Genomic DNA, 25,505 nt, shown 5'->3' with positions numbered 1-25,505 from the left:
ACGTTCTCCGGCGCCGCTTGGCCGGCCGGCACGCCGTGAAGGCCTCCTTCCCTACTTTGAAGGTAGGGAAGGAGGCCTTCACGGACTTCGGGGACGGTGGCGGGGTCCGCGCGAGGGACCGACGTCAGGTGCGGGTCAGGCGTGGTCGTCTTCGCCGAGGCGGTGCACCCGGATGAGGTTGGTCGAGCCGACCGTTCCCGGCGGGGAGCCGGCGACGATGACCACGAGGTCGCCCTTGGCGTACTTGCCCATTTCGAGCATCGCGTGGTCGACCTGCTGGATCATCTGGTCGGTGGAGTCCACCTTCGGCACGATCCGCGTCGTGGTGCCCCAGGTCATCGCGAGCTGGCTGCGGACGCTCTCCTCCGGCGTGAAGGCCAGCAGCGGCAGCCGTGTGTGCAGCCGCGCGAGCCGCCGGACGGTGTCGCCGGACTGCGTGAAGGCGACGAGCGCCTTCGCGTTCAGGCGCTCACCGATGTCGCGGGCCGCGTAGGAGATGACGCCGCGCTTCGTGCGCGGGACGTGCGACAGCGGCGGCACGACCGGGGAGTCGGTCTCGACGGCCTCGATGATCCGGCCCATGGTCTTGACCACGTCGATGGCGTAGCGGCCGACGCTGGTTTCACCCGAGAGCATGAGGGCGTCGGCGCCGTCGAGCACCGCGTTGGCGACGTCCGAGGCCTCCGCGCGGGTCGGGCGGGAGCTGTTGATCATCGACTCGAGCATCTGCGTCGCGACGATGACCGGCTTCGCGTTCTCGCGGGCGATCTGGATGGTGCGCTTCTGCACCAGCGGGACCTGCTCCAGCGGGAGTTCGACGCCGAGGTCGCCGCGGGCGATCATCACCGCGTCGAAGGCGAGCACGATCGCTTCGAGGTTGTAGACCGCTTCGGGCTTCTCGATCTTCGCGACCACCGGCAGGCGTCCCTTGCCGACGCGGTCCATCACCTGGTGGACCAGGTCGATGTCGGCGGGCGAGCGGACGAACGACAGCGCGATGAAGTCCACGCCGAGTTCGAGCGCGAACTCGAGGTCTTCGATGTCCTTTTCGGACAGCGCGGGCACGGAGACGTCCATGCCCGGCAGGGAGACGCCCTTGTTGTTGCTGACGGGGCCGCCTTCGGTGACCTCGCAGACGACGTCCGGACCCTCGACGTCCTTGACCACGAGGCCGACCTTGCCGTCGTCCACCAGGAGACGGTCGCCGGGCTTCGCGTCGTCGGCGAGTCCCTTGTAGGTGGTCGAGACGCGGTCGTGGGTGCCCGCGACGTCCTCGACGGTGATCCGCACGATGTCGCCGTTGTGCCACTCGACCGGGCCACCGGCGAAGGTGCCGAGACGGATCTTCGGCCCCTGCAGGTCGGCGAGGATGCCCACCGCACGGCCGGATTCAGCGGCGGCGGACCGGATCAGGTCGTACACCTGCTTGTGGTCGCTGTGCGTCCCGTGGCTGAAGTTCATCCTCGCGACGTCCATCCCGGCGTCGACGAGTTGCCGCATCTTCTCCGGCGTAGCGGTCGCGGGGCCAAGGGTACAAACGATCTTCGCGCGTCGGCTCACGTTCGCACAGCGTAGTCCCTCATCGCGCGTACGTCTTTACCGATACCGAAAGTTCAAGAAAAGTGTCAGTTCACCTGGCCGATGGACAACCACCGAACAAGGTTCGAGGGTTATCGGCGAGGTTTCTCGCTCGCCCCGACCCGGTCCCGTGCCCACTCGTTGAACGTCCTGACCTGCCGCCATGCCTTCCGGACCCGGTCGAGCGCGCCGGGCTCGTGCAGGACGTCGTCGGGCTCCCAGCCGCGGACGGCGTACACCGACCGGTACTTCAGCAGGTCGATGCGAGGGTGGTCCTCGGCGAACCCGCGCGGCTTCGACTTGAGCCTGTCCCCCTTGATCTCCCAGCCTGCCTTCTCCAGCTTCGCGAGGACCTTGGCCAGTTCGGTGCCGTGCACCTCGGTGTCGACGGCCCGGCGGAAGCGGGCGAGCTGATCGGACTCGAAGTGGAAGCAACCGCCGCCGACGCGCATCCCTGCCGGGCCGACCTCGACGTAGTACGCGCCGCCGCCACGGCCCTGTTCGATCACCGCGCCGCAGTGGGTCTTGTACGGCGTCTTGTCCTTGGCGAACCGGACGTCGCGGTACGGGCGGAAGACCTTCCCCTCGCCGAAACCGTCGCCGAACTCCGGGACCAGCTCCGCCAGCAGCGCCTCCATCGGCGCTCGGACGTCGGCCTTGTAGGTGGCGAGGTTCGCGTCCCAATAGGACTTGGAGTTGTCGGCCTCGAGGCCGTCGTAGAAGTCGATGGCGTACTCACCGAAACCCTCGAAACCCATGCGGTGACGTTAATCCCCGGGTCCGGCAAGTACGTGAAGGCCCCCTTCCTGCACCTAGGCGCAAGGAAGGGGACCTTTATGTACTTCGGATATGTACTTCGGAGTCTTACTTGGCCAGAGCGGTGATCAGCTCGCCGTCGGCGGTGTCACCGGACAGCTCCCAGAAGAAGGCGCCGCCGAGACCCTGGCTCTTGGCGTAGGTGACCTTGCCGCCGATGGTCGCCGGGGTGTCGTAGCTCCACCAGTCACTGCCGCATTTGGCGTAGGCCGTACCCGCGACGGTGCCGGTGGGCGGGCAGGTGGTCTTCAGGACCTTGTAGTCCTGGATGCCCGGCTCGGTGCCCGCCGCCGGACCGGTCGCGGTGCCACCCGGGGCGTCCTGGGTGACGCCGGTCCAGCCACGGCCGTAGAAACCGATGCCCAGCAGCAGCTTGTTCGCCGGGACACCCTTGCTCTTCAGCTTCTGGATCGCCGCGTCGGAGTGGAAGCCGGCGGTCGGGATGCCCGCGTAGTCGTTCAGCGGCGAGTGCGGGGCGGTCGGACCCTGCGCGGCCCACGCGCCGAAGTAGTCGTAGGTCATGACGTTGTACCAGTCGAAGTACTGGGACGCGCCGCCGTAGTCCGCGGCGTCGATCTTGCCGCCGTCGGTGCCGTCCGCGGTGATCGCGGCGGTGACCAGCTTGGAGCCGAACTTGGCCCGCAGGGCCTGCGCCAGATCCTTGATCGCGGCCGGGCCGCTGGTGTCACAGGAGAGACCGCAGGCGTTCGGGTACTCCCAGTCGATGTCGATGCCGTCGAAGACACCGGCCCAGCGCGGGTCGTTGACCAGGTTGTAGCAGGACTCCGCGAACTTGGCGGGGTTCTTCGCCGCCTCGCCGAAGCCGCCGGACCAGGTCCAGCCGCCGAAGGACCACAGCACCTTGAGGTTCGGGTACTTGGCCTTGAGCTTCTTCAGCTGGTTGAAGTTCCCGCGCAGCGCGCCGTCGTCCCAGGTGTCGGAGACACCGTCCACACTGGAGGCCGCGTCGTAGAACTTGCTCGTCGCCGCTTCGGCGTCACCGAGGGCGCAACCGCCACCGGTCACGTTGCCGAACGAGTAGTTGATATGGGTCAGCTTGCTCGCCGAACCCGAGGTGTCGATGTTCTTGACATGGTAGTTCCGCTGGTAGACGCCCCATTCGGCGAAGTACCCGAGGACCTTGCCGACCGAAGCGTCCTGCGCTTCGGGGGCGGCGGTCGCCTGCTGCGCCGGTGCGGCGACGGCCAGCGCGCCCAGCGCGACGGCCGCGGCACCCACGATCGCGGTGAGCCTGCTCAAACGGGACATGCGTTCTCCCTTCAAGGTCACCACCGGTGACGAGAGGACTGCGGCGGGACACGCACAAGTTAAGTGGACTAGACCACTCCGTCAATGGTTCAGACCAAGACTTTCGGATGGACATTTTCGAACATTCCTTGACGGAAATATGCCCCACAGGGCACATTTCCTGGATGATGCAGACTTTCGAGATCCTCGCCGAGCCGCGACGACGCACCATCCTCGATCTCCTGCGGGACGGCGAAAGGTCGGTCAACGAGCTCGTCGAGGTCCTCGAACTGAGCCAGCCGGCGGTATCGAAGCATCTACGTGTACTACGCGAAGCGGGTCTGGTCACCGTTCGCGTCGCCGCGCAGCGGAGGTGTTACCGGCTTCGCCCGGAGCCGCTCGCGGAGGTCGACGCCTGGCTCGCGCCGTACCGCCGGTTCTGGGAGGGCCGGATCGACGCGCTCGAACAGCACCTCGACGCGGACAGTCAGTGAATAGGTAACGGCTCGAACGTGATCCCGGTGTCGGCCGCCCGCCGCGTCCCCCAGTCGTAGAGCGCCTGGAGTGCGGGGCGTAACCGCTCCCCTTCCTCGGTGAGGCGGTACTCGACGTGCGGGACCCGGCCACCGAGGCTCTCCCGCCGGACGAGTCCGTCGGCCTCCAGTTCGCGCAGGTGCTGGGTCAGCATCTTCTCGCTGACGCCGGGCATGCGGCGCCGGAGTTCGCCGTAGCGGTGCACGCCCTCCTTCAGATGCGCGAGGATCACCGGCTTCCACTTGCCCCCGATGACGTCGACGGCCAGTTCGACAGCGCAGTGATACCGCTTCATCGCCACTCCCGTTGGTACGCACCGAAAAGTAAGCGGTTGCCCCCGGCGGTTCGCAGTGGTTGCCTTGCCGGACCGGAAGATCATCGCCGCTGGGAGGACCTTACGTGACCGAGACGCCGACGTTGTACGAATGGGCGGGCGGGCTGGACGCCCTGCGGCGGCTGACCCAGGTCTTCTACGGCCACGTCCTGAAGGACCCGTTGCTGGAGCCGGTCTTCCGCGACATGGACCCCGGCCACCCCGAACACGTCGCGGTCTGGCTCGCCGAGGTCTTCGGCGGCCCGGAGACCTACAGCGGCGAGCACGGCGGCCATCGGCACATGGTCGGGCGGCACCTCGGCCGGGCCATCACCGAGCAGCAGCGGCGCCGCTGGGTGAACCTGCTCTTCGACGCCGCCGACGAGGCCGGGCTCCCGGCCGACCCGGAGTTCCGCTCCGCGTTCGCCGCGTACGTCGAATGGGGCAGCCGGCTCGCGGTGATGTTCTCCCAGCCCGGCCGCGAGGTCACCGTCCCCGAGCCCATGCCGAAGTGGGACTGGGGCAACCGCCCGCCCTGGCAGCCGCCCTCGGACTGAAGGCGTTCATAGTGGGGCGGTCGTGAAAGGAGGCCGCCGTGATCCGGGTCGACGGCCGGACCCTGCGCTGCGCGGACGTCGTGACCGCCGCGGGTACCGAGGGACCGCTGAACATCGATGTGTCGATCGCCGCGCTGCGCGGCGCCGAGAGCGCGTGGAAGCTCGCCGAAGAGCTGAGCACACGCCGGATCGTCTACGGCCGCACCACCGGCGTCGGCGCCAATAAGGAGGACCCGGTCGGCGAAGGCGAGTCGCCCGATCACGGTCTGCGGCTGCTGCGGAGTCACGCCGGCGGCAGCGGCGACGTCATGTCCCCCGCCCAGACCAGGGCGATGATGCTGATCCGGCTCAACCAGCTGCTGGCCGGACGCGCCGGGCTCAGCCCCGAACTGATCGGCGCGCTGGCGGCCGCGGTGCGGACCGGCTCCCTGCCGCTGGTGCACCGGCTCGGCGCGATCGGCACCGGCGATCTCGCCCCGCTCGCCGAAACCGCGCTCGCCCTCACCGGGGAACGGCCATGGCTCGCGGGCGGTGTGCCGCCGGTGCCGGTGCAGGCGGGTGACGCGCTCGCGTTCATGAGCAGCAACGCCGCGACGCTGGCCGAAGCGACCCTCGCGGCCATGCGGCTCGACACGCTGACGCGGGCGAGTCACGTCGTCGCGGCACTGACCTACATCGCGCTCGACGGGAACCCGGAGGCGTACGCGACGCCGGTGCACGAGGCGCGGCCACACGCCGGGCAGGTCGCGTGCGCGGCGGAGATGCGGCGGCTGCTCGGGATGGAGGGCACGCCCAAACCCGGGCGCCGCATCCAGGACCCGTTCGGGCTCCGCGCGTTCCCGCAGGTGCAAGGGCCCGCGCTGGACGCGATCCACTATCTGCGCGACGTGCTCGCGGTGGAGATCAACGCCAGCACCGAGAACCCGATGATCTCGACGGTGCACCAGGACGCCTATCACCACGCGCATTTCCACACCGCGTACGTCTCGACGGCGCTCGACCAGGTCCGGGCGACGGTGCACCAGGTCGCCGAACTGTCGGTGGCCCGGCTCGGTGACCTGGTGGAACCCGAGTTCACCGGGCTGCGGCCGTTCCTCGCGGCCGGGCCGTCGGGCAGTTCGGGCGTGATGATCCTGGAGTACGTCGCGCACGACGCGCTCACGGAGCTGCGGCAGGCGGCGCTCCCGGCGACGCTGGGCACCGCCGTCGTCTCGCGCGGGATCGAGGACCACGCGAGCTTCTCCACCCAGGCGGCGCGAGCGGCGACCGCGGCCGGGGCGGCGTACCAGCAGGTGCTGGCGTGCGAACTCGTCGCGGCCGTCCGGGCACTGCGGATGCGGAAGGCCGAGCTCGTCGCGCTCCCCGCTCGGGACGCTTACGAGACCGCCGCCGCCGCGCTCGACCCGAGTGTCGAGGACCGGCCGCTCACCGAGGACATCGCGCGCGCCGTGTCCCTCCTGGACACCCTCGCGCTCATCTGACCCCCGCGTTCAGTCCTCTGAATGCGGTCCTTGCGCGTGCAACTACCGCATTCAGAGGACTAAACGCGGGGGGTGTCAGCAGCAACAGCCCCGGCGAGCGAGGGACTGGATCCGCGTGTTCGTGGCCGCGGCGGGCGGGCGGTTCGCGGCGGTCTCGACGTCGTCGAGCATCCGCCGTCGCGCCGGCTTGTCCAGGACACGGCCGCGCGTGACCACGAGATCGATCTTCGCGATGTTCCGGATGTCGGCGGCCGGGTTCGCGTCCAGCAGCACGAGGTCCGCCTCCTTCCCCGCCGCGATCGTGCCCGAAGTCCGCTCGCGGCCGAGGAACTTCGCCGCGTCACCCGTGACGGTCTTCAACGCCTGCACCGGCGAGAGCCCGGCTTCGACCAGGAAGGCCAGTTCCTCGTGCAGACCGCTGCCGGGGAAGGTGTACGGGTTGAGGCAGTCGGTGCCGCCGATGAGCCCGACACCCGCGTCGTGCGCGGCCCCGACCAGACGCAACGTCTCCTGGTAGTACCGCTCGTGCAGGGCGATCTCCGCGGAGGTCTTCGGCGCGAACCGTTCGATGCCCATCGCCCAGCTCTCGCGGATGTCGGCGGGCACGTACTTCAGCCGCGGGTCCTGTTTGTGGGTCTCGGCGGGCTGCGTGACGATCCGGTTGATCGTCAGCGTCGGCGAATGCCAGGTGCCGTTGCGCCGCATCCGGTTGAAGTAGGTCCACGCGGCGTTGGGACTGTAGGTGGAGACCGACTCGAACTCCAGACGGCGGGCCAGGTTGAAGAAGTCCCGTGGCGCGGCGGGATCGAAGGGCGTCGACTTGAGCTTGGCGATGATCTCGTCGCGCCGGGACGAGCAGTGGACGGACACCCCGAAGAAGTGTTCGAAGCTGTGCTGGCCGAGATCGCTCGCCTCGAAGTGCGACAGCTTGTACGGCCAGTGCCCGGAGAACCGCAGCCCCTGCTCGTGGACCTCGTCCGCGACCGCGCGCGCCGCCTCGGGACCGAGGTAGGAGTAGACCTTGACGAACTCGGCGCCCGCGGCTTTCTCCGCGCGGACCACGGCCCGTGCCTCGGCTTCGGTCGACACCTGGAGCACCGGCGGGCCCAGCAGCGTGACCGGCCCGTCGACGATCCCGCTCCCCATCACGAGGCGCGGGCCGAGCAGTTCCCCGCGTTCGATCTTGTCGCGGGTCGCGCGGTTCTCGGCGTACCCCCACATCTCGCGGGCGCCCGTGACGCCGTAGGCCAGATGCGACGGCAGGACGATCTCCTCCAGGTCCGCACCGTGGGTGTGCATGTCCCACAACCCGGGGATGAGGAACTTCCCGCGGCCGTCGATCTCCCGCGCGCCACCGGTTTCCGGGACCTGGGCGGAGTTGCCGACCCAGGCGATCCGGTCGCCGACGAGTACGACGGAGACGTCGCGGCGCGGCGCCGACCCCGTGCCGTCGATCAGCGTGACATGGGTGATGACGAGGATCTCCTCGGCTGCGCTCGCCGCGGCCGAACCGGGCAGCAGCCCGGCGAGCGCCACCCCGGCCCCGCTCGCGGCGAGCCATCTCAGGAATTCGCGCCTGTTGGATCCCGCTCCGGCCATGAGAACCCCGCCCTTCCACCCAGATCCCCCGAGTGGCCGATTCAACTCGTCGCGAGGGCGGAGCCGCAAGGAAAGCGAAGGCCCCTTACCCGAGCTCAGCACAAAGTAAGGGGCCTTCTTCTGAAACTTTTCGAAACGTCGCTCAGCCGAAGAAGACCTCGGCCTCTTCGTAGCGTTCCGCCGGGACGGTCTTCAGTTCGGCGGTCGCTTCGGCGAGCTTGACGCGGACGATGTCCGTTCCGCGCAGCGCGACCATCACGCCGAAGTCGCCGTCGGCCACCGCGTCGACGGCGTTGAGACCGAACCGGGTGGCGAGCACGCGGTCGTACGCCGTCGGGGTGCCACCGCGCTGGACGTGCCCGAGCACGACGGCGCGGGACTCCTTGCCGGTGCGGGCGGCGATCTCGTCGGCCAGCCAGGTGCCGATCCCGCCGAGCCGGACGTGCCCGAAGGCGTCCTTCTCACCGGTGAGCAGCTTCTCCTCGCCACCCTCGGGCAGCGCGCCCTCGGCGACCACGATGATCGGCGCGAACTCCTTCTCGAAGCGGCGCTCGACCCACGAAACGACCTGGTCGACGTTGAAGTGCCGCTCCGGCACCAGGATCACGCTCGCGCCGCCGGCCAGGCCGGAGTGCAGCGCGATCCAGCCCGCGTGACGCCCCATGACCTCGACGACCAGCGCGCGGTGGTGCGACTCGGCGGTGGTGTGCAGCCGGTCGATGGCCTCGGTGGCGATCGACACCGCGGTGTCGAAGCCGAACGTGTAGTCCGTGGCGCCGAGGTCGTTGTCGATCGTCTTGGGCACGCCGACGACGCCGACGCCGTCGTCCGTGAGCCGCTTCGCGACGCCGAGGGTGTCCTCGCCGCCGATCGCGATCAGCGCGTCGACCTGCTGCTCGGCGAGCACGGCCTTGATCTTGTCGACGCCGCCGTCGACCTTGTACGGGTTCGTCCGCGACGAGCGCAGGATCGTGCCACCGCGGGTGAGGATGTCCTCGACGTCGTTCAGGCCGAGCGGGCGGCTGTCCCCGGTGAGGGGACCGTTCCAGCCGTTGCGGAACCCGACGATGTCCCAGCCGTGCACCTCGATGCCCTTGCGCACCACACCGCGGATCACCGCGTTGAGCCCCGGGCAGTCGCCACCGCCGGTCAGCACACCGACACGCATCAGAAGCCTCCGTCTTGTGTTCCGTAGAGATGACAGTCACATGTCCCGACGCCAGCGTAGCGGGAGTTCTCTGGATCGGTGCAGGGCGGACCACCTCGGAAATCGGTCCACGTCCGGGATGTGCTAGCTTGGCGCCGTGCAGCGCTATTTCTGGTTTACGAAGCCGGCCCCGGGTGGGCACGGCGGCGTGAACCTGCGCTGACCTCCACCCCGAGCCGGAATCACACCGGCTCGGCGAGTTCCCGCGGGTCGGTATCCCTTTCGAAAGGAAACCAGACCCGAGATGTCTCCCTCCGCTGACACCCTGATCGCCCTCGACGGGCACCGCACGGCGGCCATCAACCCGCTGCTGTCGCCCGCGATGCTGCGGCACGAACATCCGATGACGGCGGAAATCGCCGATACCGTCCTAGCCGGGCGGGCCTCGGCCGTCGACATCCTCGACGGCCGGGACGACCGGCTCCTCGTCGTCGTCGGGCCCTGCTCGGTGCACGACGCGGACGCCGCGCTCGACTACGCCCGCCGCCTCGCCGCCAAGGCCGAAGAGCACCGCCGCGACCTGCACATCGTCATGCGCGTCTACTTCGAGAAGCCGCGCACCACGCTCGGCTGGAAGGGCCTGATCAACGACCCGGGCCTCGACGGCACCTACGAGGTCAACCAGGGTCTGCGGATGGCGCGCAAACTGCTGCTCGACGTCTCCGCGCTCGGCCTGCCGGTCGGCTGCGAATTCCTCGACCCGATCACCCCGCAGTTCATCGCCGACACCGTGACCTGGGGATCGATCGGCGCGCGGACCGCCGCGAGCCAGGTGCACCGGCAGCTGTGCAGCGCGCTTTCGATGCCGGTCGGGATCAAGAACTCGACCGAGGGCGACGTCCAGGTGGCCGTCGACGCCACCCGCGCGGCCGGCGCGAGCCACGTGTTCGCCGGCATCAACCCCGACGGCCTCGCCGCGCTGATCACCACCGGCGGCAACGAGGACTGCCACGTGATCCTGCGCGGCAGCGCGTCCGGCCCGAACTACGACGCCGCGACCGTGTCCGACACGCTGGCGCGGCTCGCGAAGTCGGGCCTGCCGGAGCGCGTGATCATCGACGCGAGCCACGGCAACAGCGCGAAGGACCACGTGCGACAGGCCACGGTCGTGCGCGAACTCGCCGACCGCATCGGCGCCGGGGAGCGGGGCATCGCCGGGCTGATGCTGGAGAGCTTCCTGGTGGAAGGGCGGCAGGACCTGACGCTGGGCTCGGCGTCCTCGCTGACCTACGGGCAGTCGATCACGGACGCGTGCCTCGGCTGGGACACGACGGCAGAGCTGCTGGACACGCTGGCCGCGGCCGTCGACGCGCGGCGCTGAGTGCCCGTTTCGCCTCCGGCACGCGCTATGAACGGCCCGTTACTTGCAAATTTTGCAAGTAACGGGCCGTTCATAGCGCGCGGGAAGGCCTCAGCGGTGCCAGTAGGACTCGATGATCTGCCACCGCTGGTAGTTGTGCCGCGCGTCGGCCAGGGCGTCGTGCTGGTCGTCCGGGGCGGCCGGGAGCTTCGGCTTGCCCGCGTCCTCCCAGCGTTGCCGCAGGTCACGGGTGAATCGCGGCAGCTGACGCGGCAGCGCCGGCATCGGCCCCCAGAGCTGGGCCAGCGCGACGTGGTCGTAGGCGGCGAACCAGGCCCACAGTTCGATCCCGCCGGGCGGCTTGCCGAAGAACTCGAGCAGATCCGTGCGGATCTTCTCGCGGCTGCGCCACGCCGGGTCGGCGGGCGACGGGAGTTTCGGGAGTACGTGGTCGCGGACCCAGGGGCCCGCCTTGCCGGGATCGAAATCGGTCGAGACCGCGTAGAACTCGCGACCTCTTTCGTCCACGACACCGATCGACACCAGGTCGATCGTCACGCCGTCCTCAATGAATTCGGTGTCGTAGAAAAAGCGCACCGCAGAACCCTAGTGGGACCTCAGCCGACCTTGGTGTCCGGGATGCGGGCGACGTCGTGGGCGGACGGCTGCGCGGGCACCTTCGGGCGGATGCCCGCCTCTTCGGCGGCTAGCAGTTCCTTCGCCTTGGCCGCGTAGATGTCGACGTACTCCTGGCCGGAAAGCTCCATGAGCGCGTACATGATCTCGTCGGTGATGGACCGCTCGATGAAACGGTCGCCGGCGAGGCCCTCGTAGCGCGAGAAGTCGAGCGGCTTGCCGAAGCGGATCTCGAGGCGGCGCGGCCACCACATCTTGGAGCCGATGGGGTTGACCTTGTCGGTGCCGATCATCGCGACCGGGACCACCAGGCCGCCGGAGTCGAGCGCGATCCGCGCGACGCCGGTCTTGCCCTTGTACAGGCGTCCGTCCGGGGAGCGGGTGCCTTCGGGGTAGATGCCGAGGAGGTGTCCTTCGCGGACCAGGCGGGTCGCGGTGTCGAGCGCGGCCTGCGCCGCGTTGCCGCCGGAGCGGTCGATCGGGAACTGGCCGACACCGGTGAAGAACCACTTCTTCAGCAGGCCCTTGAGGCCCTTCTCGGTGAAGTACTCCGATTTGGCCGGGAAGGTCACCTTGCGCTTGACCCGCAGCGGCATGAAGAAGGAGTCGGCGACCGCCAGGTGGTTGCCCGCGAGGATCACGCCACCTTCGTCGGGGATGTTCTCCGCGCCGACGACCTTGGTGGGCCACAGCGCCTTGAGCAGTGGCCCGATAAACACGTGTTTCATGAGCCAGTACAGCACTGCGAAAACTCCTCCTAGCAGCTCAACCCCTGCGCCCGATGGTCAAGACTACGAACCGCGCACCCCCGGCACAACGAAGTCCACCCGGTTACCCGCACCCAGCGACGGATCTCACACCCGGTCCGGCCTCATTCCGGCGGCGGCCGGGGGCCCACAAGCCGCTCCGCTCGTGCGAACATAGGAGACCTACCCAGCTCTCACGGAAGGCGATCGCATGGCCGTCCTCGCCGGCGCGGAACCGTTCGCTCACACCGGTTCGACCGAAGCAGGTTTCCTGCTGTGCCACGGATTCACCGGCACCCCCGCGAGTATGCGGCCCTGGGGCGACCACCTCGCCGAAGCCGGTTACACGGTGCGCTGCCCGCTGCTCCCGGGCCACGGCACCCGGTGGCAGGACATGAACCGGACAGGCTGGGAGGACTGGTACGGCGCGGTCCGTGAAGAATTGCTGGCACTGCTCTCCGAATGCGACTCGGTGTTCGTCGCCGGGTTGTCGATGGGTGGGACGCTGACGCTGCGGTTGGCCGAGGAGTTCGGCGACCGGATCGCCGGCATCGTGCTGGTGAACCCGTCGATCATGCGCCGAGGGCTGGACACGAAGCTGCTGCCGCTGCTGGCGAACATGGTGCCGTCGGTGAAGGCGATCGCGAACGACATCGCGAAGCCGGGCGAGACCGAACTGGCCTACCCCCGCACCCCGGTGCGCGCGGCCGCGAGCCTGGCGAAGCTGTGGGCCGTCGTCCGGCCCGATCTGGCCAAGGTGACCCAGCCGGTGCTGCTGCTGCATTCGGCCGTCGACCACGTGGTGGAGCCGGAGAACTCGCGGATCATCCTCGACGGGATCGGGAGCGCGGACGTCACCGAGGTGGTGCTCGAAAACAGCTTCCACGTCGCCACTCAAGACCACGACGCCGACCTGATCTTCACGCGTACGGTGGACTTCGCCCGGTCCGTGCGCCGGGCGGGACAGGTGGACGCCGGATGAGCAGAGGCAAGGACGGGCCGGAGGACGTCGACGCGACGTTCGCCGAGATCGTGGCCGACCTCCGTGCGGAGGGCGTCGGCCTGTTCCCGGAGGACGACCTCGAGAAGCCCGCCGGCAAGACGGCGGAGAAGCCCGCGGAGAAGACACCGCGTCCCGACCCTTCGGAAGCCGAACCCGAGCCGGGCTGGCGCGGCGGCGGCACCAGCTGGGACAAGACCCTCTTCGAGGATGCCCCGGCCGGTTCGAGCGACGACGAAGGCCATTTCGTGCCGCCGGAGCCGCCTCCCCTGCCGCGTCCGCGCAAGGGCGCGTTCATCGTCCTGCTGTTCTTCCTGCTCGGCCTGCTGCTCCTGATCGCGCCCAACCTGATCGGCATGGGTACGCGCCTCGGCACGCCGCTCGGCATCCTCGCCCTCGCGACCGCGATCGCGCTGCTCCTGCTGCGGGTTCGCCAGGGGCCGCCGCCCGGCGCGGACCCGCACAACGGCGCCCAGGTCTGAACTGCCGGACAATTCCGACCATGAAGATCGACTTCACTCCCTCGCGCCGGTCGACGGTCGGCGCGGAATGGGAGCTCGCGCTCGTCGACCGGCGGACCGGTGAACTGTCCTCGGTCGCGGAGCAGGTGCTCGACGCGGTCCGTCCCGACGGCGAGGAGGAGCACCCCAAGATCAAGCAGGAACTGCTGCTCAACACCATCGAGGTGATCAGCGGGATCTGCGACACGATCGCCGAGGTCAAGGCCGATCTGAACGAGTCGCTGGACGTCGTGCACTCGGTGCTCGACCCGCTGGGCGTGGAGCTGTTCTCGGCCGGTTCGCATCCGTTCTCGACCTGGTACCAGCAGAAGGTCACCGACAAGGAGCGCTACGCGAAGCTCATCGACCGCACCCAGTGGTGGGGGCGGCAGATGCTGATCTACGGCGTCCACGTGCACGTCGGGCTGGACCACCGAGACAAGGCGCTGCCCGTGCTGGACGCGCTGCTCAACTACGCGCCGCACCTTCAGGCGCTTTCGGCGTCTTCGCCGTACTGGGGCGCGGAGGACACCGGGTACGCGTCGAACCGCGCGCTGATGTTCCAGCAGTTGCCGACGGCCGGGCTGCCGTTCCAGTTCCGGAAGTGGGAGGAACTGGAGAGCTACGTCGACGACATGTTCACCACCGGGGTGATCGACCACTTCTCCGAGATCCGCTGGGACATCCGGCCGGCCCCGCATTTCGGCACGATCGAGATGCGGGTGTGCGACGGGTTGCCGACGCTGGAGGAGGTCGGCGCGATCTCGGCGCTGACGCAATGCCTGGTCGACGACTTCAGCGCACGCCTCGACGACGGCGAGATCCTGCCGACCCTGCCGCCGTGGCACGTCCAGGAGAACAAGTGGCGCGCCGCGCGCTACGGCATCGACGCGATCATCATCCTCGACGCGGCCGGAAACGAACGCCCCGTCACCGAGGACACCCTCGACCTGCTGGACCGGCTCGAACCGGTGGCCCGGCGGCTGGACTGCGCCGAGGAACTGCGGGGCGTGGAGACGATCCTGCGGTACGGGCCCAGCTACCTGCGTCAGCGCGCTGTCGCGAAGCAGTACAACGGGAGCCTTCGCGCCGTCGTCGCTTCACTCATCGCCGAGATGCGGGACGGGACGATCGCGCGCCCCTAATGCCGCGTTCAGTCCTCTGAATGCGGTCCTTGCACGCGCAACTACCGCATTCAGAGGACTAAACGCGGGGGTCGAGGTGGGCCAGGAGGGTGCCGGGGCCGAAGGCGGAGGCGCCCAGGGCCTCGACGCGGGACCGGAGTTCGCGATCGGCGGTCACCACGACGACGTGGTCGTCCGGGCTCTCGGCCCGGGCGGCCCGGGCGACGGCGACGATCTGGGAGTCCCCGTCGGACTCGGCGTCGACGACCTCGACACCGGGCACCGGCTCGACACCCCGCGCCTTGCCCTCGACGACCAGCACGACCTTCGGCCACCACGACCATTCCCCGCCCCCGGGCAACGCCGGATCGGCGAACCCGGTCTCGGCGAGCACCGCGAGCTTGTCCCGCAACCGTTCCGCGGCCCCGCGCCGGTCGCGCCACCAGCCGTCGGGCCGCGATCCGACGACGTTCGCGCCGTCGACCACCAGTACCAGCCTGCGATCCAAGTGTTCCCTCAATCCCGGCCATGCCACCGCGAAGTCGCGGTGCAGCCGGAAATCCGCGACCTCGGCCGGGCTGACCCACCGCAGTTCCGCGCTCTCCGCGTTCTTCACCCTGGCCGAAAGCGTGCCGATCGGCGCGGCCAGGATCGTGGTGTAACGCCAATTCCCGTGATCCACACGCGACGCCGACAACGGCCGGACCCGGGCGGGCGGGACGTCGGCCTCTTCGTGCGCTTCGCGGGTGGCCGCGTCACGCGGGGTCTCCCCCGCCTCGACCGCTCCCCCGGGCAGTGCCCAGGTGCGTCCGTGGTGCACCCACCAGGCCCGGCGCTGCAAGAGGACACCGCGTCCGGGATCGGACAGCAGGAGCCCGGCGGCACCGTTCAGACCCCAGTGAAGATGCCCGAACTCGCATTTCACGAAGCCGTTGCCGTCTTGACGGGTCACGGCTTCAGCCTGTCACACCGACCTCGGCGCCGGGAGCCTTCGCCGCGTCGACGGCCAGCGCCGCCGCGCCGACGATGGCGGTGTCGTCCCCGTGGTGCGCGGTGCGGATGCGGGCCAGCGGCCGGTGCCCGGCGCCGGTGATCTTGCCCGCGTAGTGCTCGCGGGCCTCGTCGAGGAACAGCGGGGCGGATTCGGACACGCCACCGCCGATCACGATGATCTCGGGGTCGAAGACGTCGGCGACCAGCGCCAGCCCTTCGGCCAGCCATTTCGCGAGTTCGGTCATCGCGCGCTGGGCGATCGGGTCGCCGTCGCGGGCGGCTCCGGCGACGCGCCGCCCGGTCACCGAGCCGGGGTCTCCCCTGGTCTCACGGGCCAGGACGGTCGAGCGGCCGGGGTGCCGCGCGAGCAGTTCGACGGCCGTCGCGGCCAGCGCCGTCCCGCTGCAGTAGCGCTCCCAGCAGCCGTACTTCCCGCACGGGCAGGCCCGTCCGCCGGGGACGACGGTCAGATGCCCGAGTTCCGGTGCGACGCCGTGCGCGCCGCGGTAGATCTTGCCGTCGAGCAGCAGACCCGCGCCGATCCCGGTGCCGAGGGCGATCAGCGCGGCGACGTGCGCCCCTCGCGCGGCTCCGAAGCGGAACTCGCCGACCGCGGCGGCGTTCGCGTCGTGCTCCAGCGTCACCGGCAGGCCGACGCGTTTCTCGATGCGCTCGGCGACCGGCGCGTTCCGCCAGGACAGATGCGGCGCGAACATCACCGTGCGCCGGTCCTTGGCGACGAAGCCGGCGACAGCGAGCCCGACACCGGAGACGTCATGCCGGTTGCGAAGGTCTTCGACGACGCCGGCGATGGCGTCTTCGAGCGCGTTCTCCTCGCCGGGGGTTCCGACCCTGGCGGTGTCCATCAGCGAGCCGTGCTCGTCCACCACGCCGGCGCGCACACTCGTGCCCCCGACGTCCACCCCTACCGTCAGCACTCAGTTCTCCCGGTCCGGCTGCCAAGCGTCGCGCCGGGTCACCGTGATGTGCTGGACCCGCGAAGCTCCCACCGGCGAATCTTCCCGCGCGGGCTCCTTCCGCGCAGGTTGGAAGCCCGGCATATGCACCCCGCCCTCGGGTTCCCAGCGGTCCGCGAGCACCGCCCGCAGCAGCGCGACGAGCTGCGCGGCCTGGTCCATCAGACGGGCCACGAACTCGGGCCGCTCGCCTCGGAACACCTCGACGATGGCGCACAACGGGCACCAGCCGGTGTCCCCGCCGGACTCGTGTTCGGTGCAGCCGTGCCCGGCGGAGATGAGGCTCTCCAGCCACGGCGCGGCGTGTTCGACGACCAGTTCCACCAGCAGCCGGATCTCTTCGGCCAGGCTCAGGCCGTCGGCCTTCGCTTGTTCCCTGTCTTCGCTGTGTTCGCGGTGCTCGGTCACCCGGGTCCCCGGTTCCCGGCCAGGCTCACGACCAGGCCGTGCGCGTCGGATTCCGCACCGGTGATCCGGCACGGGCGCAACATCTCCGGCAGCGCGATCAGCCGCCGGAAACCGTCCACGGTGACGGCGAGATCATCGTCCACTCTGGCCAGGTCCACTTCGGAATCCCGGTGCAGCGGCACCGCGATCCGCAGGAGGTACCCGGTGTCCGATTCGGACACCTGCAGCAGCGGGGTGACACCCTTTTCGTTTCCGGCCAAGGGATCCAGGCCCTGATAGAGCTCGTACGCGATTTCCTGCAACGCCTCCAGCCCGACCGGCTCGATGGCGCGATGCTCGACGGGCTTAACCTGCCCGGGCCCGAAACCGGCGCCGGCGAGTTCGGCGAGGACGGCGTTCTGCTGGGTACGCCGGGTCCGCATCCAGGAGGCCGCGGCACCACGCCAGAAACCGGGCGCGGGCATCAGCCGGTTGACGATCAGGCCGTCGACCAGGATTCCGCGCAGGGCCAGGGAACTGAGTGTGCGGCGGGCCTCGGCGACGACGACGCGTTCCGGGGTCAGCACGAGCCGCACGGTCGTCGTCGACGGATCGGTGAGCAGGGTGCGCAGCGATTCCAGATGCGCGCCGAGCCGCCGCACCGCGGCCGCCGTCCGCCTCGCCCCCGGTTTGAACATCCGCGTCAGGTATCCCGAGACCGCTTCCGGCAGCGCCAGCAGGCGAAGGGTCTCCGCGGTCGGGCCGCAGTCGACGACGACCGTCTCCCAGGGACCGTGTTCGGCGAGGCGCTGGACCTCGGTGAGGGCGAGCAGTTCGTCGACGCCGGGCACCACGGTCAGCTCTTCGGCGTCGAGCGAGTCGAGACCCGCCCCGGCGAGCGCGGTCTGCAGCTCGGCCCGGAGTTCGCGCCAGGTGCTGTCGACGAGGCCGCGGGTGTCGATCTGGGCGGCGTGCAAGAGCTCGTCCACTTCGGACGGTTCGGCGCCGAGCGCGCGGCCGAAGGCGTCACCGAGGGAATGCGCGGGATCGGTCGAGACCACGAGCGTCTTCCTGCCCCGCCCGGCCAGCGCGGCGGCCGTCGCCGCGGCCAGCGTGGTCTTGCCGACACCCCCCTTGCCGGTGAACAGCAGGATCCGCATGCCTACCCTTCGACTGGCGTCAGGAGGACGCTTCGGCGCGCTTCTTGAGCTCCTTGAGCGCGGTGTCCATGACCATCTTCTCGGCCTTGCGGCGCAGCAGCCCGATCATCGGCAGCGCCAGCTCGACGGACAGCGTATACGTCACCTTGGTACGGCCACCGCCCAGATCTTCGAGCGCGTAACGACCGTTCTGGGCCTTCTGCATCTGCCCCTTGACCAGGTGCCAGCTGACGCCCTGGCCGTCGGCATCCCAGTCGTACTCGAGGGTGTAGACGTCCTTGATCGGTCCGGCGTCGAGGGTGAGCTTCACCTGCTTGGCTAGGCCCTTGTCGTCCTCGCCGAGCACCTCGGTCTCCCGGACGGCCTTGGCCCATTCCGGGTACGCGGGAAAGTCGGCGATGACGGCCATGACCCGCTCGGGCTCGGCGTCGACCTCGATGGATTGCGTGGACTGCTCGGCCATGAGTGAAGCCTAGAGCGTGTCGTGCGGTTCCTGGACGGGCGGGTGACCACACGCGCGCGTTTCTTTCGCCGAAGGCTCGGATTCGAGGAGGCAGGCCGCCGATCGGCGTAAGGCGAGCCGAGGGTCACCAGCGCAGTACGTACGGCTGCGCCGTCTCTTTGAAGTGACCGACGTTACGGCATTCGGTCCTGCCGAGCCTGGTCCGCGCGGTCAGCGGCTGGTGGACGTGCCCGAAGACCGACCACCGGGGCCGCTGCTCGCGGATGAGGTCCACCAGCGCCGTCGACCCGATCTCGGACCGGCGCGCGATCACGTCGTAGGTCAGTTCCGGGATCGCCGGCGGGATGTGCGTGCACAGGACGTCGACGTTCTCCAACGCGCTCACCGCGACGTCGTACTCCTCGCGGGTGCGCAGATACGGCCGCCAGAAGCCGTTGCGGCGCGGGACCACGTTCGGCGGCAGCAGCGCGCCACCGATGAACCCGAACCGCAGTCCGCCGAATTCGGCGACCTCGCCGTCGAGGACCCGGATGCCGTCGCCGGCGAACTCGGGCCACAGCGAAGGGTCGTCGACGTTGCCGGGCGTCGCGAACGTCGGCGCGGTGAGGGCGCCGAACAGGATCGAGTACTGGTCGAGGATCGCCTCGCCGACGGCGGCCGCCGGATCGGCCAAAGTGGCCCACAACGATCGCGAGAAGGCAACGGTCTCATCACGAGTGCCCTCCCGCCGCAGCCGCGCGAACTCGCCGACCTTCTCGGCGCCGAACAGCGCGCCCATGATGCCCTTGTCGTGCTCGCGATAGTCGACGAAGTCCAGCAGGTCGCCCAGCACGATCAGCGCGTCGGCGCCATCGCCCGCGCGTTTGAGCGCGTCGGCGTTTCCGTGCACGTCCGACACCACGTGAACCCGCATGCTCTCCCCTACTCGCTCCGGGGACCGACCCCGGGTTCGCGCCCGTCCTCCAGGACCTCTTTGAGCCCGAGCGCGATCGCCTTGGCGGCGCGGGCACGGCGGTCGAACTCGCGGCGCAGATCCCGCGGTGCCAGGCCGATCGGCTCCCCGTCGGGACCGGCGGGGGTGGCGCGCAGGAAGTAGTGCAGCAAGGTGCCGTCGAGCACCGGCTCGAGCCAGACCTCCATGGTACCGATCAAGGCTCCGCGCACGGTCCAGCGCAATCCTTGGTCGCCACGGTCGGTGTAGACCTCGAGAACGAGGTCCGGCCAGTAACGTGACCAAGATCGCGGATCGGCGAAGGCGGCGGCCACGGTGGACGGCGGGACCACGAGGAAGGTCTCGTCGACGATGTCGAGAGCTGGCGGCGCCTGGTTCACACGCGGCAGAATGTCATGCCCTCGGTATGGCCGATTCGTCAGCATGGTCTTAAGGTGCACGGCACGCTAAGTTGACTGGCGGGTAACACCGGTCACACCACTTGCACGCGAACACGGAGGTTCCTCGTGCGCGAATACAGCGCCCCCGCCGCCAATCCGGTGACCGACGACGAGAACCTCGCGGACGTCGTCTGGGCGAACGCCGAGCGGTTCTCCGATGTCGTGAGTTTCCGACGCCAGGTCGACGGTACCTGGTTGGACGTCACCGCGAAGGACTTCGCCGCTCAGGTTCTCGCCGTGGCCAAGGGAATGGCCCAGGCGGGCATCGCTCCGGGCGACCGGATCGGGCTCATGTCGAAGACCCGCTACGAATGGACCCTGATCGATTTCGCGATCTGGGCCGCCGGCGCGGTCACCGTCCCGATCTACGACACGTCCTCGGCCGAGCAGGTCCACTGGATCCTCTCGGACTCCGAGGCGAAGGCCGTGTTCGTCGAGACCGACGAGCACCTCGCGACGCTGGACAGCGTCAAGGGACGCCTCGACAGGCTCGAACACACCTGGCAGATCGAGGCCGCCAAGCCCGCCGTCGACGACCTCACCGCCCAGGGCGCCGAACTGAGCGACGACGACCTGCACGAGCGCCGCCGTTCGGTGAAGGCGGGCGATCTCGCCACGATCGTGTACACCTCGGGCACGACCGGCCGCCCCAAGGGCGTCGAGCTGACCCACCGGAACCTCCTGGCCGAGATCCGCGCCGACATCGCCGCGTTCCCGCAGCTGATGGAGCAGGGCAACTCGCTGCTGGTGTTCCTGCCGCTCGCGCACGTCCTCGCCCGCGCCATCGCGGTGACCGCGCTCAGCGCGCGCGTGACCCTCGGGCACACCTCCGACGTCAAGAACCTCGTCGCCGACCTCGGCACCTTCCGGCCGACGTTCGTCGTCGCCGTGCCGCGCGTGTTCGAGAAGGTCTACAACAGCGCGAAGCAGAAGGCCCACGGCGACGGCAAGGGCAAGATCTTCGACGCCGCCGAAGCCACCGCCGTCGCCTACAGCCAGGCCCAGGACACCGGCGGCGCCGGGCTGGGCCTGAAGGTCAAGCACGCGCTGTTCGACAAGCTCGTCTTCAGCAAGCTGCGCGCGGCACTCGGCGGCCGGTGTGTCGCGGCCGTGTCCGGCGGTGCCCCGCTGGGCGTGCGGCTGGCGCACTTCTTCCGCGGCATCGGCGTCCCGGTGTTCGAGGGCTACGGCCTCACCGAGACGTCCGCGGCGGCCTGCGTGGGCACCCAGACCGGATTCCGCGTCGGCACCGTCGGACGGCCCGTCGCCGGCACCTCGGTCCGGATCGCCGACGACGGCGAGATCCTGCTGAAGGGCGACGTCGTCTTCGGGGGCTACTTCAACAACCCCGAGGCGACCGCCGAAGCGCTGGAGGACGGCTGGTTCCACACCGGCGACCTCGGCGAGCTCGACAGCGACGGCTTCCTCAAGATCACCGGGCGCAAGAAGGAGATCATCGTGACCGCGGGCGGCAAGAACGTCGCCCCGTCCGGCCTCGAAGACACCATCAAGGCCAGCCCGCTGATCAGCCAGGCGATGGTCGTCGGCGACCAGCGGCCGTTCATCGGCGCGCTGATCACCATCGACGAGGAGTACTTCCCGTCCTGGAAGTCCCAGCACAACAAGCCCGCCGACGCCACCGTGTCGGACCTGGCCGCCGACGCGGAACTGCGCGCAGAGGTCCAGCAGGCCGTCGACCAGGCCAACAGCGCGGTGTCGCAGGCCGAGGCGATCAAGAAGTTCACGATCCTCTCGAAGGACTTCACCGAGGCCGGCGGCGAAATCACGCCGAGCCTCAAGCTGAAGCGCAACATCGTGAACAAGAACTACGCGACCGACATCGAAGCCCTGTACAAGAAGTAGCTTGCTGCTGGTCTTGAAAGTCCGTGAAGGCCTCCTTCACTACCCTCAGGGTAGGTAAGGAGGCCTTCACGGACCGTTGGTCGCGGGCGGCATCAACTCGCGCTGATCTTCGCGTCCCATTCGATGTGGTGCCGATAGAGCCAGTTCCGGTCCCTGTCGGACGTCGTTCCCGAGGACACCGCGGCGCTGCTCGCCACCAGCTTCTCCACCCGCGCCCGCCGAAGCCGCTCGTAGGCCGCGAAAGCGGTTGGGGCATCAGGAAGATCCCGCAGGCACTGTGCCAGTACGACACTGTCTTCAAGCGCCATCGACGCTCCCTGCCCGGCGGCGGGCGAGGCCGCGTGCGCCGCGTCTCCGACGAGCACCATCGTGGAGTCGGACCACACCGGCGTCGAGGGGACGTCGTAGGAGTGACCGCCGAAGACCTCGTCGCCGGTCGAGTGGATGATCTCCGCGGCAGGCAACGGTTCCCCGTCGAAAGCCGCGAAAGCCGTCGAGCGCCACTCTTCGGCCGAAAGACCACTTCGAACGCCTTCGGCCGTGGGGAGACGCGCGAACCAGTAGGTCGTGCCGTCGGGCGTGCTCGTGTAGCCGAAGAAGGCGTGCAGGCTCTGGACCATCCGATAGAGGGACGGCGCCTGCGGGACGCTCGTGTCGGTCGTGTAGCCGTAGACGACGTCCAGGCCCGTCGAGCGCGGCGGCGGGCATGAGGGGTCGATGAGGTTCCGGACGATCGAGTGCAGACCGTCGGCACCGATCAGGATGTCGCCCTCCGCGGAGGTCCCGTCTTCGAACAGCGCGGTCCCGGAGGTGGCCGAAACCAGCCGCTTCCCGCGCTCGAAGGTGATCCCGCGCGAGATCGCTTCCTCTTGCAGCGCAAGATAAAGCGACGCGCGGGTCAGGGTCCTCGGGCCGGCGAGACCGTCCAGATCGAACGAACGCCGCTCGACGGTCCGCCCGTCCGGCGTGACGAGTTCCAGGCCGTCGGCGGCGAAGGAGTTCTCGACCACCGGCCCGTCGGCGCCGATCGCGCGCAGGGCGTCCATGCCGTTGTGCATGATCGTCAGGAAGGCGCCCGCGTCCTCGCCGCCCGTCGGATGGGCCTCGTGGACGCTCGCTTCGATCCCCGCCCGTTTCAACGCCATCGCGGTCACCGTGCCCGAGATGCCGCCGCCGATGATCACAGCCTTCACCGCAACCCCCTGTCGTGTCGCCGTCACCCGACGGTACCGGGGAAACGGCGACACGACAGCAGGGTCACGCGCCGCCGCTGGCGACGATGTCGCCGTTCACACCCTTGGGGAAGAACCCGCCCTCCTTCACCGGGCCCGGGTTCAGGTAGACGACGTTCAGCACCCGGTCGGCGCTGCGGCCGAAGCAGATGCCGTTGTTGTCGGTGGGCACGATGTTGGCCTGGTTGCCGAGCACGATGCCCTGGTCGTCGTCACCGGGACCGTCGAGGGCGTCGCGGGCGTTGGAGATCTTCGCCGCGGCGTCGCCGAGGTCCCGTTCGAACAGCGACGTCCGGATGTTGGCGGCGTGGTACGCCTCGGCGGCCAGGATCCCGGCGGCCGCGTCGAGGAACGTCTTGTTGGTGATCAGCGGGGCGGCGCCCTTGTAGGCCGTCACGCCGACGTCCTCGAACAGGAACGCCGCGAGCAGGAAGTTCTTCTCGCTGCCGAACGGGTCGAACTGCTGGTATTCGCTGATCAGCCCGGCCGCGCGGGCGGCGGCGGTGAAGCTGTCCTTGAGGTCGATCTCGGGCCGCGACACGGTGGCCTCGCCCAGGGCCCCGCGCAGGAACTTGACGTGCGCGATCTCGTCGCCCGCGATCTCTTTCGCGAACTGGTGCAGCGCCTTGTCGTGGAACATCACCTTCTTGCCGCCGAGCACCCCGCCCTGGGTGCCGACGCCGCCGGTGATGTCGTCCGGCAGCCCATGCCCGTGGACGGCGAACGAATAGAACTCGGCCTCGAGGTATTCGAGGTTGAGCGCGAAGTTGAGCACGGCCGCGTCACTGGGGGCACCCGCTTCGGCGGCTTCGGCGGCCGCGTCACCGGTGGCCGAGGCGGACGAAGTGGCCTGGACCCCGAGGTAGGTCGCGCCGACGACACCGAGCCCCGCCGCGCCGGCGGCCTTCAAGAACCGGCGACGATCCGTGCGGTTCTCGGCACTGCGCGAAATCAGGGTACGAACGAACGGCTTTCCGAACACGAGTGGTTCCTCTCGTCTTTGCGGTGCACACCCACCCACTCGGACGTTCGGAACCACCCGTGACCCGGATTGGAAAAGATCTCGAACTTATTTCTTCGTCGCCGCCGCAAGGCGAACGCAGACCGCGAGACCGCGGATCGCTTCTTCGACCTCGGCCGGCTCAGGGTACGTCGGGGCGATGCGGATGACGGCGTCCTCGGGGTCGTCGCCGTACGGGTGCGTCGCGCCGGCGGGCGTCAGGGCGATGCCCGCCTCCTTGGCCAGCCGCACGACCTCCTTGGCGGTCCCGGACGGCACGGTCAGCGAGATGAAGTACCCGCCGGTCGGCTTCGTCCAGGACGCGAGGCCGGAGTCGCCCAGTTCCTTGGTGAGGATCTCGTCGACGGCCGCGAACTTCGGGCCGATGAGCTCGGCGTGCTTGCGCATGTGGTCCCGGACGCCGTCCTCGTCGCGGAGGAACTGCGCGTGGCGGAGCTGGTTGACCTTGTCCGGGCCGATGGTCCGCTTGCCGATCAGGCCGGTCCACCAGGCCAGGTTGGCCTCGGACGCGCCGAAGAAGCCGACGCCGCCACCGGCGTAGGTCACCTTCGAGGTCGAGCCGAAGACGAACACGCGGTCGGCGTTGCCCGCCTCGCCCGCCAGCGCGAACAGGTCGGCCAGCGGCGCTTCGACGTCGGTGAGGTGGTGCACGGCGTAGGCGTTGTCCCAGAAGATCCGGAAGTCCGGGGCGGCCGTGGTCATCGTGGCCAGGCGGCGCACGGTGTCGTCGCTGTAGGTGACACCGGTCGGGTTGCTGTACTTCGGCACGCACCAGATGCCCTTGACCGAGGCGTCCTCGGCGACGAGACGCTCGACGACGTCCATGTCGGGGCCGGTCTCGGTGAGCGGCACCTGGATCAGCTCGATGCCGAAGCGCTCGGCCAGCGCGAAGTGGCGGTCGTAGCCCGGCACCGGGCACAGGAACTTGACGGTCGCCTCGTCGGCCCAGCGGCGCTCGGCGCCCGGGAGCTTGCTGAGGAAGGCCTGCACGATCGAGTCGTGCATGAGCTCCAGGCTGGAGTTGCCCGCGGCCAGCAGCTGCTCGGCCGGGACCTGCAGAGGCCCGGCGAAGATGCGGCGGAGCTCGGGCAGGCCCTTCAGGCCGCCGTAGTTGCGGACGTCCGTGCCGTCCTCGGCCTTGCGCACGTCTCCGGGGAGGGCGAGCAGCCCGTCGGCGAGGTCCAGCTGCCGGGGGGACGGCTTGCCGCGGGTGATGTCCAGGGAGAGGCCACGGTCGACGAGGGCCGCGTAGTCGCGGCGGGCGCTCTCGACATCGACAGGTGCAGTGGTCATGCCTAACGCTAAACCCGGCGGGGATTCGGCGTGAGACGAGGGTGCCCAACGCCCGCCGCGCACAAGATCCCATAACGGTTGCGGT

Annotated in this window: 26 protein-coding genes; 8 read left to right on the top strand and 18 right to left on the bottom strand. The window is 69.3% G+C overall.

What is annotated here, in order from left to right; all coding sequences use genetic code 11:
* Positions 1-135 precede the first annotated feature (135 nt).
* The 3 genes from pyk to H5J31_RS04545 form a co-directional block, all read right to left on the bottom strand.
* Positions 136-1,560 carry a pyruvate kinase gene (gene pyk, locus H5J31_RS04555; RefSeq protein ID WP_181771165.1) on the bottom strand — a complete coding sequence of 475 codons (1,425 nt, stop codon included), beginning with the start codon at positions 1,558-1,560 and terminating at the stop codon, positions 136-138.
* A gap of 110 nt (positions 1,561-1,670) precedes the next feature.
* Positions 1,671-2,336, bottom strand: coding sequence for a DUF2461 domain-containing protein (locus H5J31_RS04550; RefSeq protein ID WP_181771164.1), 666 nt, complete (start codon positions 2,334-2,336; stop codon positions 1,671-1,673).
* Between the two features lie 106 nt (positions 2,337-2,442).
* The gene (locus H5J31_RS04545) at positions 2,443-3,663 is read right to left on the bottom strand and encodes a glycoside hydrolase family 18 protein (protein ID WP_181771163.1); all 1,221 of its coding nucleotides are present in this window, start codon (positions 3,661-3,663) and stop codon (positions 2,443-2,445) included.
* Between the two features lie 164 nt (positions 3,664-3,827).
* Here H5J31_RS04545 and H5J31_RS04540 point away from each other — a divergent pair, with 164 nt between their 5' ends.
* Complete coding sequence (locus H5J31_RS04540; RefSeq protein WP_181771162.1) at positions 3,828-4,136, top strand: ArsR/SmtB family transcription factor; 309 nt, start codon at positions 3,828-3,830, stop codon at positions 4,134-4,136.
* On the opposite strand, the gene H5J31_RS04535 is transcribed toward H5J31_RS04540, so the two are convergent.
* Positions 4,130-4,471 carry a winged helix-turn-helix transcriptional regulator gene (locus H5J31_RS04535; protein ID WP_181771161.1) on the bottom strand — a complete coding sequence of 114 codons (342 nt, stop codon included), beginning with the start codon at positions 4,469-4,471 and terminating at the stop codon, positions 4,130-4,132. The genes H5J31_RS04540 and H5J31_RS04535 overlap by 7 nt on opposite strands.
* 104 nt (positions 4,472-4,575) lie before the next feature.
* Between H5J31_RS04535 and H5J31_RS04530 the strand changes: the two genes are divergently transcribed.
* Both H5J31_RS04530 and H5J31_RS04525 read left to right on the top strand, forming a co-directional pair.
* Entirely contained in the window at positions 4,576-5,046 is a 471-nt protein-coding gene (locus tag H5J31_RS04530; protein WP_181771160.1) for a group II truncated hemoglobin, read from the top strand.
* Positions 5,047-5,084: 38 nt separating this feature from the next.
* Positions 5,085-6,527 carry an aromatic amino acid ammonia-lyase gene (locus H5J31_RS04525; RefSeq protein ID WP_181771159.1) on the top strand — a complete coding sequence of 481 codons (1,443 nt, stop codon included), beginning with the start codon at positions 5,085-5,087 and terminating at the stop codon, positions 6,525-6,527.
* 75 nt (positions 6,528-6,602) lie between these two features.
* Here the strand turns inward: H5J31_RS04525 and H5J31_RS04520 are convergent, their stop codons facing one another.
* A complete protein-coding gene (locus H5J31_RS04520; RefSeq protein WP_181771158.1) occupies positions 6,603-8,126 on the bottom strand; it encodes an amidohydrolase family protein in 1,524 nt (507 codons plus the stop codon).
* 142 nt (positions 8,127-8,268) lie between these two features.
* Positions 8,269-9,294: a 6-phosphofructokinase gene (locus tag H5J31_RS04515; RefSeq protein ID WP_181771157.1), complete on the bottom strand. Its 1,026-nt coding sequence runs from the start codon at positions 9,292-9,294 to the stop codon at positions 8,269-8,271.
* 283 nt (positions 9,295-9,577) lie between these two features.
* Between H5J31_RS04515 and H5J31_RS04510 the strand changes: the two genes are divergently transcribed.
* Complete coding sequence (locus H5J31_RS04510; RefSeq protein WP_181771156.1) at positions 9,578-10,654, top strand: 3-deoxy-7-phosphoheptulonate synthase; 1,077 nt, start codon at positions 9,578-9,580, stop codon at positions 10,652-10,654.
* A gap of 90 nt (positions 10,655-10,744) precedes the next feature.
* Here H5J31_RS04510 and H5J31_RS04505 read toward each other — a convergent pair whose 3' ends face one another.
* Both H5J31_RS04505 and H5J31_RS04500 read right to left on the bottom strand, forming a co-directional pair.
* Complete coding sequence (locus H5J31_RS04505) at positions 10,745-11,230, bottom strand: polyadenylate-specific 3'-exoribonuclease AS (RefSeq protein WP_034322519.1); 486 nt, start codon at positions 11,228-11,230, stop codon at positions 10,745-10,747.
* Between the two features lie 20 nt (positions 11,231-11,250).
* Positions 11,251-12,012, bottom strand: coding sequence for a lysophospholipid acyltransferase family protein (locus H5J31_RS04500; RefSeq protein WP_181771155.1), 762 nt, complete (start codon positions 12,010-12,012; stop codon positions 11,251-11,253).
* 214 nt (positions 12,013-12,226) lie between these two features.
* Between H5J31_RS04500 and H5J31_RS04495 the strand changes: the two genes are divergently transcribed.
* The 3 genes from H5J31_RS04495 to H5J31_RS04485 are packed head-to-tail and all read left to right on the top strand — an operon-like array spanning position 12,227 to position 14,660.
* Positions 12,227-12,997 carry an alpha/beta hydrolase gene (locus H5J31_RS04495; protein WP_181771154.1) on the top strand — a complete coding sequence of 257 codons (771 nt, stop codon included), beginning with the start codon at positions 12,227-12,229 and terminating at the stop codon, positions 12,995-12,997.
* Entirely contained in the window at positions 12,994-13,497 is a 504-nt protein-coding gene (locus tag H5J31_RS04490; RefSeq protein WP_181771153.1) for a hypothetical protein, read from the top strand. Before H5J31_RS04495 ends, H5J31_RS04490 begins: the two co-directional genes overlap by 4 nt.
* A gap of 20 nt (positions 13,498-13,517) precedes the next feature.
* Positions 13,518-14,660: a glutamate--cysteine ligase gene (locus H5J31_RS04485; protein WP_181771152.1), complete on the top strand. Its 1,143-nt coding sequence runs from the start codon at positions 13,518-13,520 to the stop codon at positions 14,658-14,660.
* Between the two features lie 58 nt (positions 14,661-14,718).
* Here the strand turns inward: H5J31_RS04485 and H5J31_RS04480 are convergent, their stop codons facing one another.
* From H5J31_RS04480 to H5J31_RS04450, 7 genes are all read right to left on the bottom strand, one after another.
* On the bottom strand, positions 14,719-15,591 hold the full coding sequence (locus tag H5J31_RS04480; RefSeq protein WP_181771151.1) for an NUDIX domain-containing protein: 873 nt from the start codon (positions 15,589-15,591) through the stop codon (positions 14,719-14,721).
* Positions 15,592-15,595: 4 nt separating this feature from the next.
* Positions 15,596-16,555, bottom strand: coding sequence for an ROK family protein (locus tag H5J31_RS04475; RefSeq protein ID WP_181771199.1), 960 nt, complete (start codon positions 16,553-16,555; stop codon positions 15,596-15,598).
* Positions 16,556-16,570: 15 nt separating this feature from the next.
* Positions 16,571-17,017 (bottom strand): hypothetical protein, encoded by a 447-nt coding sequence (locus H5J31_RS04470; RefSeq protein WP_181771150.1) that lies wholly within the window; start codon positions 17,015-17,017, stop codon positions 16,571-16,573.
* Positions 17,014-18,156, bottom strand: coding sequence for an ArsA family ATPase (locus H5J31_RS04465; RefSeq protein WP_181771149.1), 1,143 nt, complete (start codon positions 18,154-18,156; stop codon positions 17,014-17,016). The genes H5J31_RS04470 and H5J31_RS04465 overlap by 4 nt, the downstream gene beginning before the upstream one ends.
* A gap of 19 nt (positions 18,157-18,175) precedes the next feature.
* The gene (locus H5J31_RS04460) at positions 18,176-18,619 is read right to left on the bottom strand and encodes an SRPBCC family protein (protein WP_181771148.1); all 444 of its coding nucleotides are present in this window, start codon (positions 18,617-18,619) and stop codon (positions 18,176-18,178) included.
* Positions 18,620-18,743: 124 nt separating this feature from the next.
* On the bottom strand, positions 18,744-19,532 hold the full coding sequence (locus tag H5J31_RS04455) for a metallophosphoesterase family protein (protein WP_181771147.1): 789 nt from the start codon (positions 19,530-19,532) through the stop codon (positions 18,744-18,746).
* An 8-nt stretch (positions 19,533-19,540) separates the two neighbouring features.
* On the bottom strand, positions 19,541-19,951 hold the full coding sequence (locus H5J31_RS04450) for a polyketide cyclase / dehydrase and lipid transport (protein WP_181771146.1): 411 nt from the start codon (positions 19,949-19,951) through the stop codon (positions 19,541-19,543).
* A 126-nt stretch (positions 19,952-20,077) separates the two neighbouring features.
* On the opposite strand from H5J31_RS04450, the gene H5J31_RS04445 reads away from it, so the two are divergent.
* Positions 20,078-21,874, top strand: a complete 1,797-nt coding sequence (locus H5J31_RS04445; protein WP_181771145.1) for an AMP-dependent synthetase/ligase — start codon at positions 20,078-20,080, stop codon at positions 21,872-21,874.
* 92 nt (positions 21,875-21,966) lie between these two features.
* Here the strand turns inward: H5J31_RS04445 and H5J31_RS04440 are convergent, their stop codons facing one another.
* The 3 genes from H5J31_RS04440 to H5J31_RS04430 all read right to left on the bottom strand — a co-directional run bounded on the left by H5J31_RS04440 (position 21,967) and on the right by H5J31_RS04430 (position 25,420).
* On the bottom strand, positions 21,967-23,067 hold the full coding sequence (locus H5J31_RS04440) for an FAD-dependent oxidoreductase (protein ID WP_181771144.1): 1,101 nt from the start codon (positions 23,065-23,067) through the stop codon (positions 21,967-21,969).
* Positions 23,068-23,131: 64 nt separating this feature from the next.
* Complete coding sequence (locus H5J31_RS04435) at positions 23,132-24,088, bottom strand: ferritin-like domain-containing protein (protein ID WP_181771143.1); 957 nt, start codon at positions 24,086-24,088, stop codon at positions 23,132-23,134.
* An 87-nt stretch (positions 24,089-24,175) separates the two neighbouring features.
* Positions 24,176-25,420: an aminotransferase class I/II-fold pyridoxal phosphate-dependent enzyme gene (locus tag H5J31_RS04430; RefSeq protein WP_181771142.1), complete on the bottom strand. Its 1,245-nt coding sequence runs from the start codon at positions 25,418-25,420 to the stop codon at positions 24,176-24,178.
* Positions 25,421-25,505 lie beyond the last annotated feature (85 nt).

Source organism: Amycolatopsis pittospori (genome assembly GCF_013870525.1).
Taxonomy (GTDB): domain Bacteria; phylum Actinomycetota; class Actinomycetes; order Mycobacteriales; family Pseudonocardiaceae; genus Amycolatopsis; species Amycolatopsis pittospori.
The sequence above is the reverse complement of the archived record's forward strand: the minus strand, read 5'-3'. Positions and strand labels throughout refer to the sequence as shown.

Coding starts and splice junctions, on each gene's coding strand:
- H5J31_RS04550 (WP_181771164.1), bottom strand. CDS start 2,336: ATGGGTTTCGAGGGTTTCGGTGAGTACGCCATCGACTTCTACGACGGC.
- H5J31_RS04545 (WP_181771163.1), bottom strand. CDS start 3,663: ATGTCCCGTTTGAGCAGGCTCACCGCGATCGTGGGTGCCGCGGCCGTC.
- H5J31_RS04540 (WP_181771162.1), top strand. CDS start 3,828: ATGATGCAGACTTTCGAGATCCTCGCCGAGCCGCGACGACGCACCATC.
- H5J31_RS04535 (WP_181771161.1), bottom strand. CDS start 4,471: ATGAAGCGGTATCACTGCGCTGTCGAACTGGCCGTCGACGTCATCGGG.
- H5J31_RS04520 (WP_181771158.1), bottom strand. CDS start 8,126: ATGGCCGGAGCGGGATCCAACAGGCGCGAATTCCTGAGATGGCTCGCC.
- H5J31_RS04515 (WP_181771157.1), bottom strand. CDS start 9,294: ATGCGTGTCGGTGTGCTGACCGGCGGTGGCGACTGCCCGGGGCTCAAC.
- H5J31_RS04510 (WP_181771156.1), top strand. CDS start 9,578: ATGTCTCCCTCCGCTGACACCCTGATCGCCCTCGACGGGCACCGCACG.
- H5J31_RS04495 (WP_181771154.1), top strand. CDS start 12,227: ATGGCCGTCCTCGCCGGCGCGGAACCGTTCGCTCACACCGGTTCGACC.
- H5J31_RS04490 (WP_181771153.1), top strand. CDS start 12,994: ATGAGCAGAGGCAAGGACGGGCCGGAGGACGTCGACGCGACGTTCGCC.
- H5J31_RS04485 (WP_181771152.1), top strand. CDS start 13,518: ATGAAGATCGACTTCACTCCCTCGCGCCGGTCGACGGTCGGCGCGGAA.
- H5J31_RS04465 (WP_181771149.1), bottom strand. CDS start 18,156: ATGCGGATCCTGCTGTTCACCGGCAAGGGGGGTGTCGGCAAGACCACG.
- H5J31_RS04460 (WP_181771148.1), bottom strand. CDS start 18,619: ATGGCCGAGCAGTCCACGCAATCCATCGAGGTCGACGCCGAGCCCGAG.
- H5J31_RS04455 (WP_181771147.1), bottom strand. CDS start 19,532: ATGCGGGTTCACGTGGTGTCGGACGTGCACGGAAACGCCGACGCGCTC.
- H5J31_RS04430 (WP_181771142.1), bottom strand. CDS start 25,420: ATGACCACTGCACCTGTCGATGTCGAGAGCGCCCGCCGCGACTACGCG.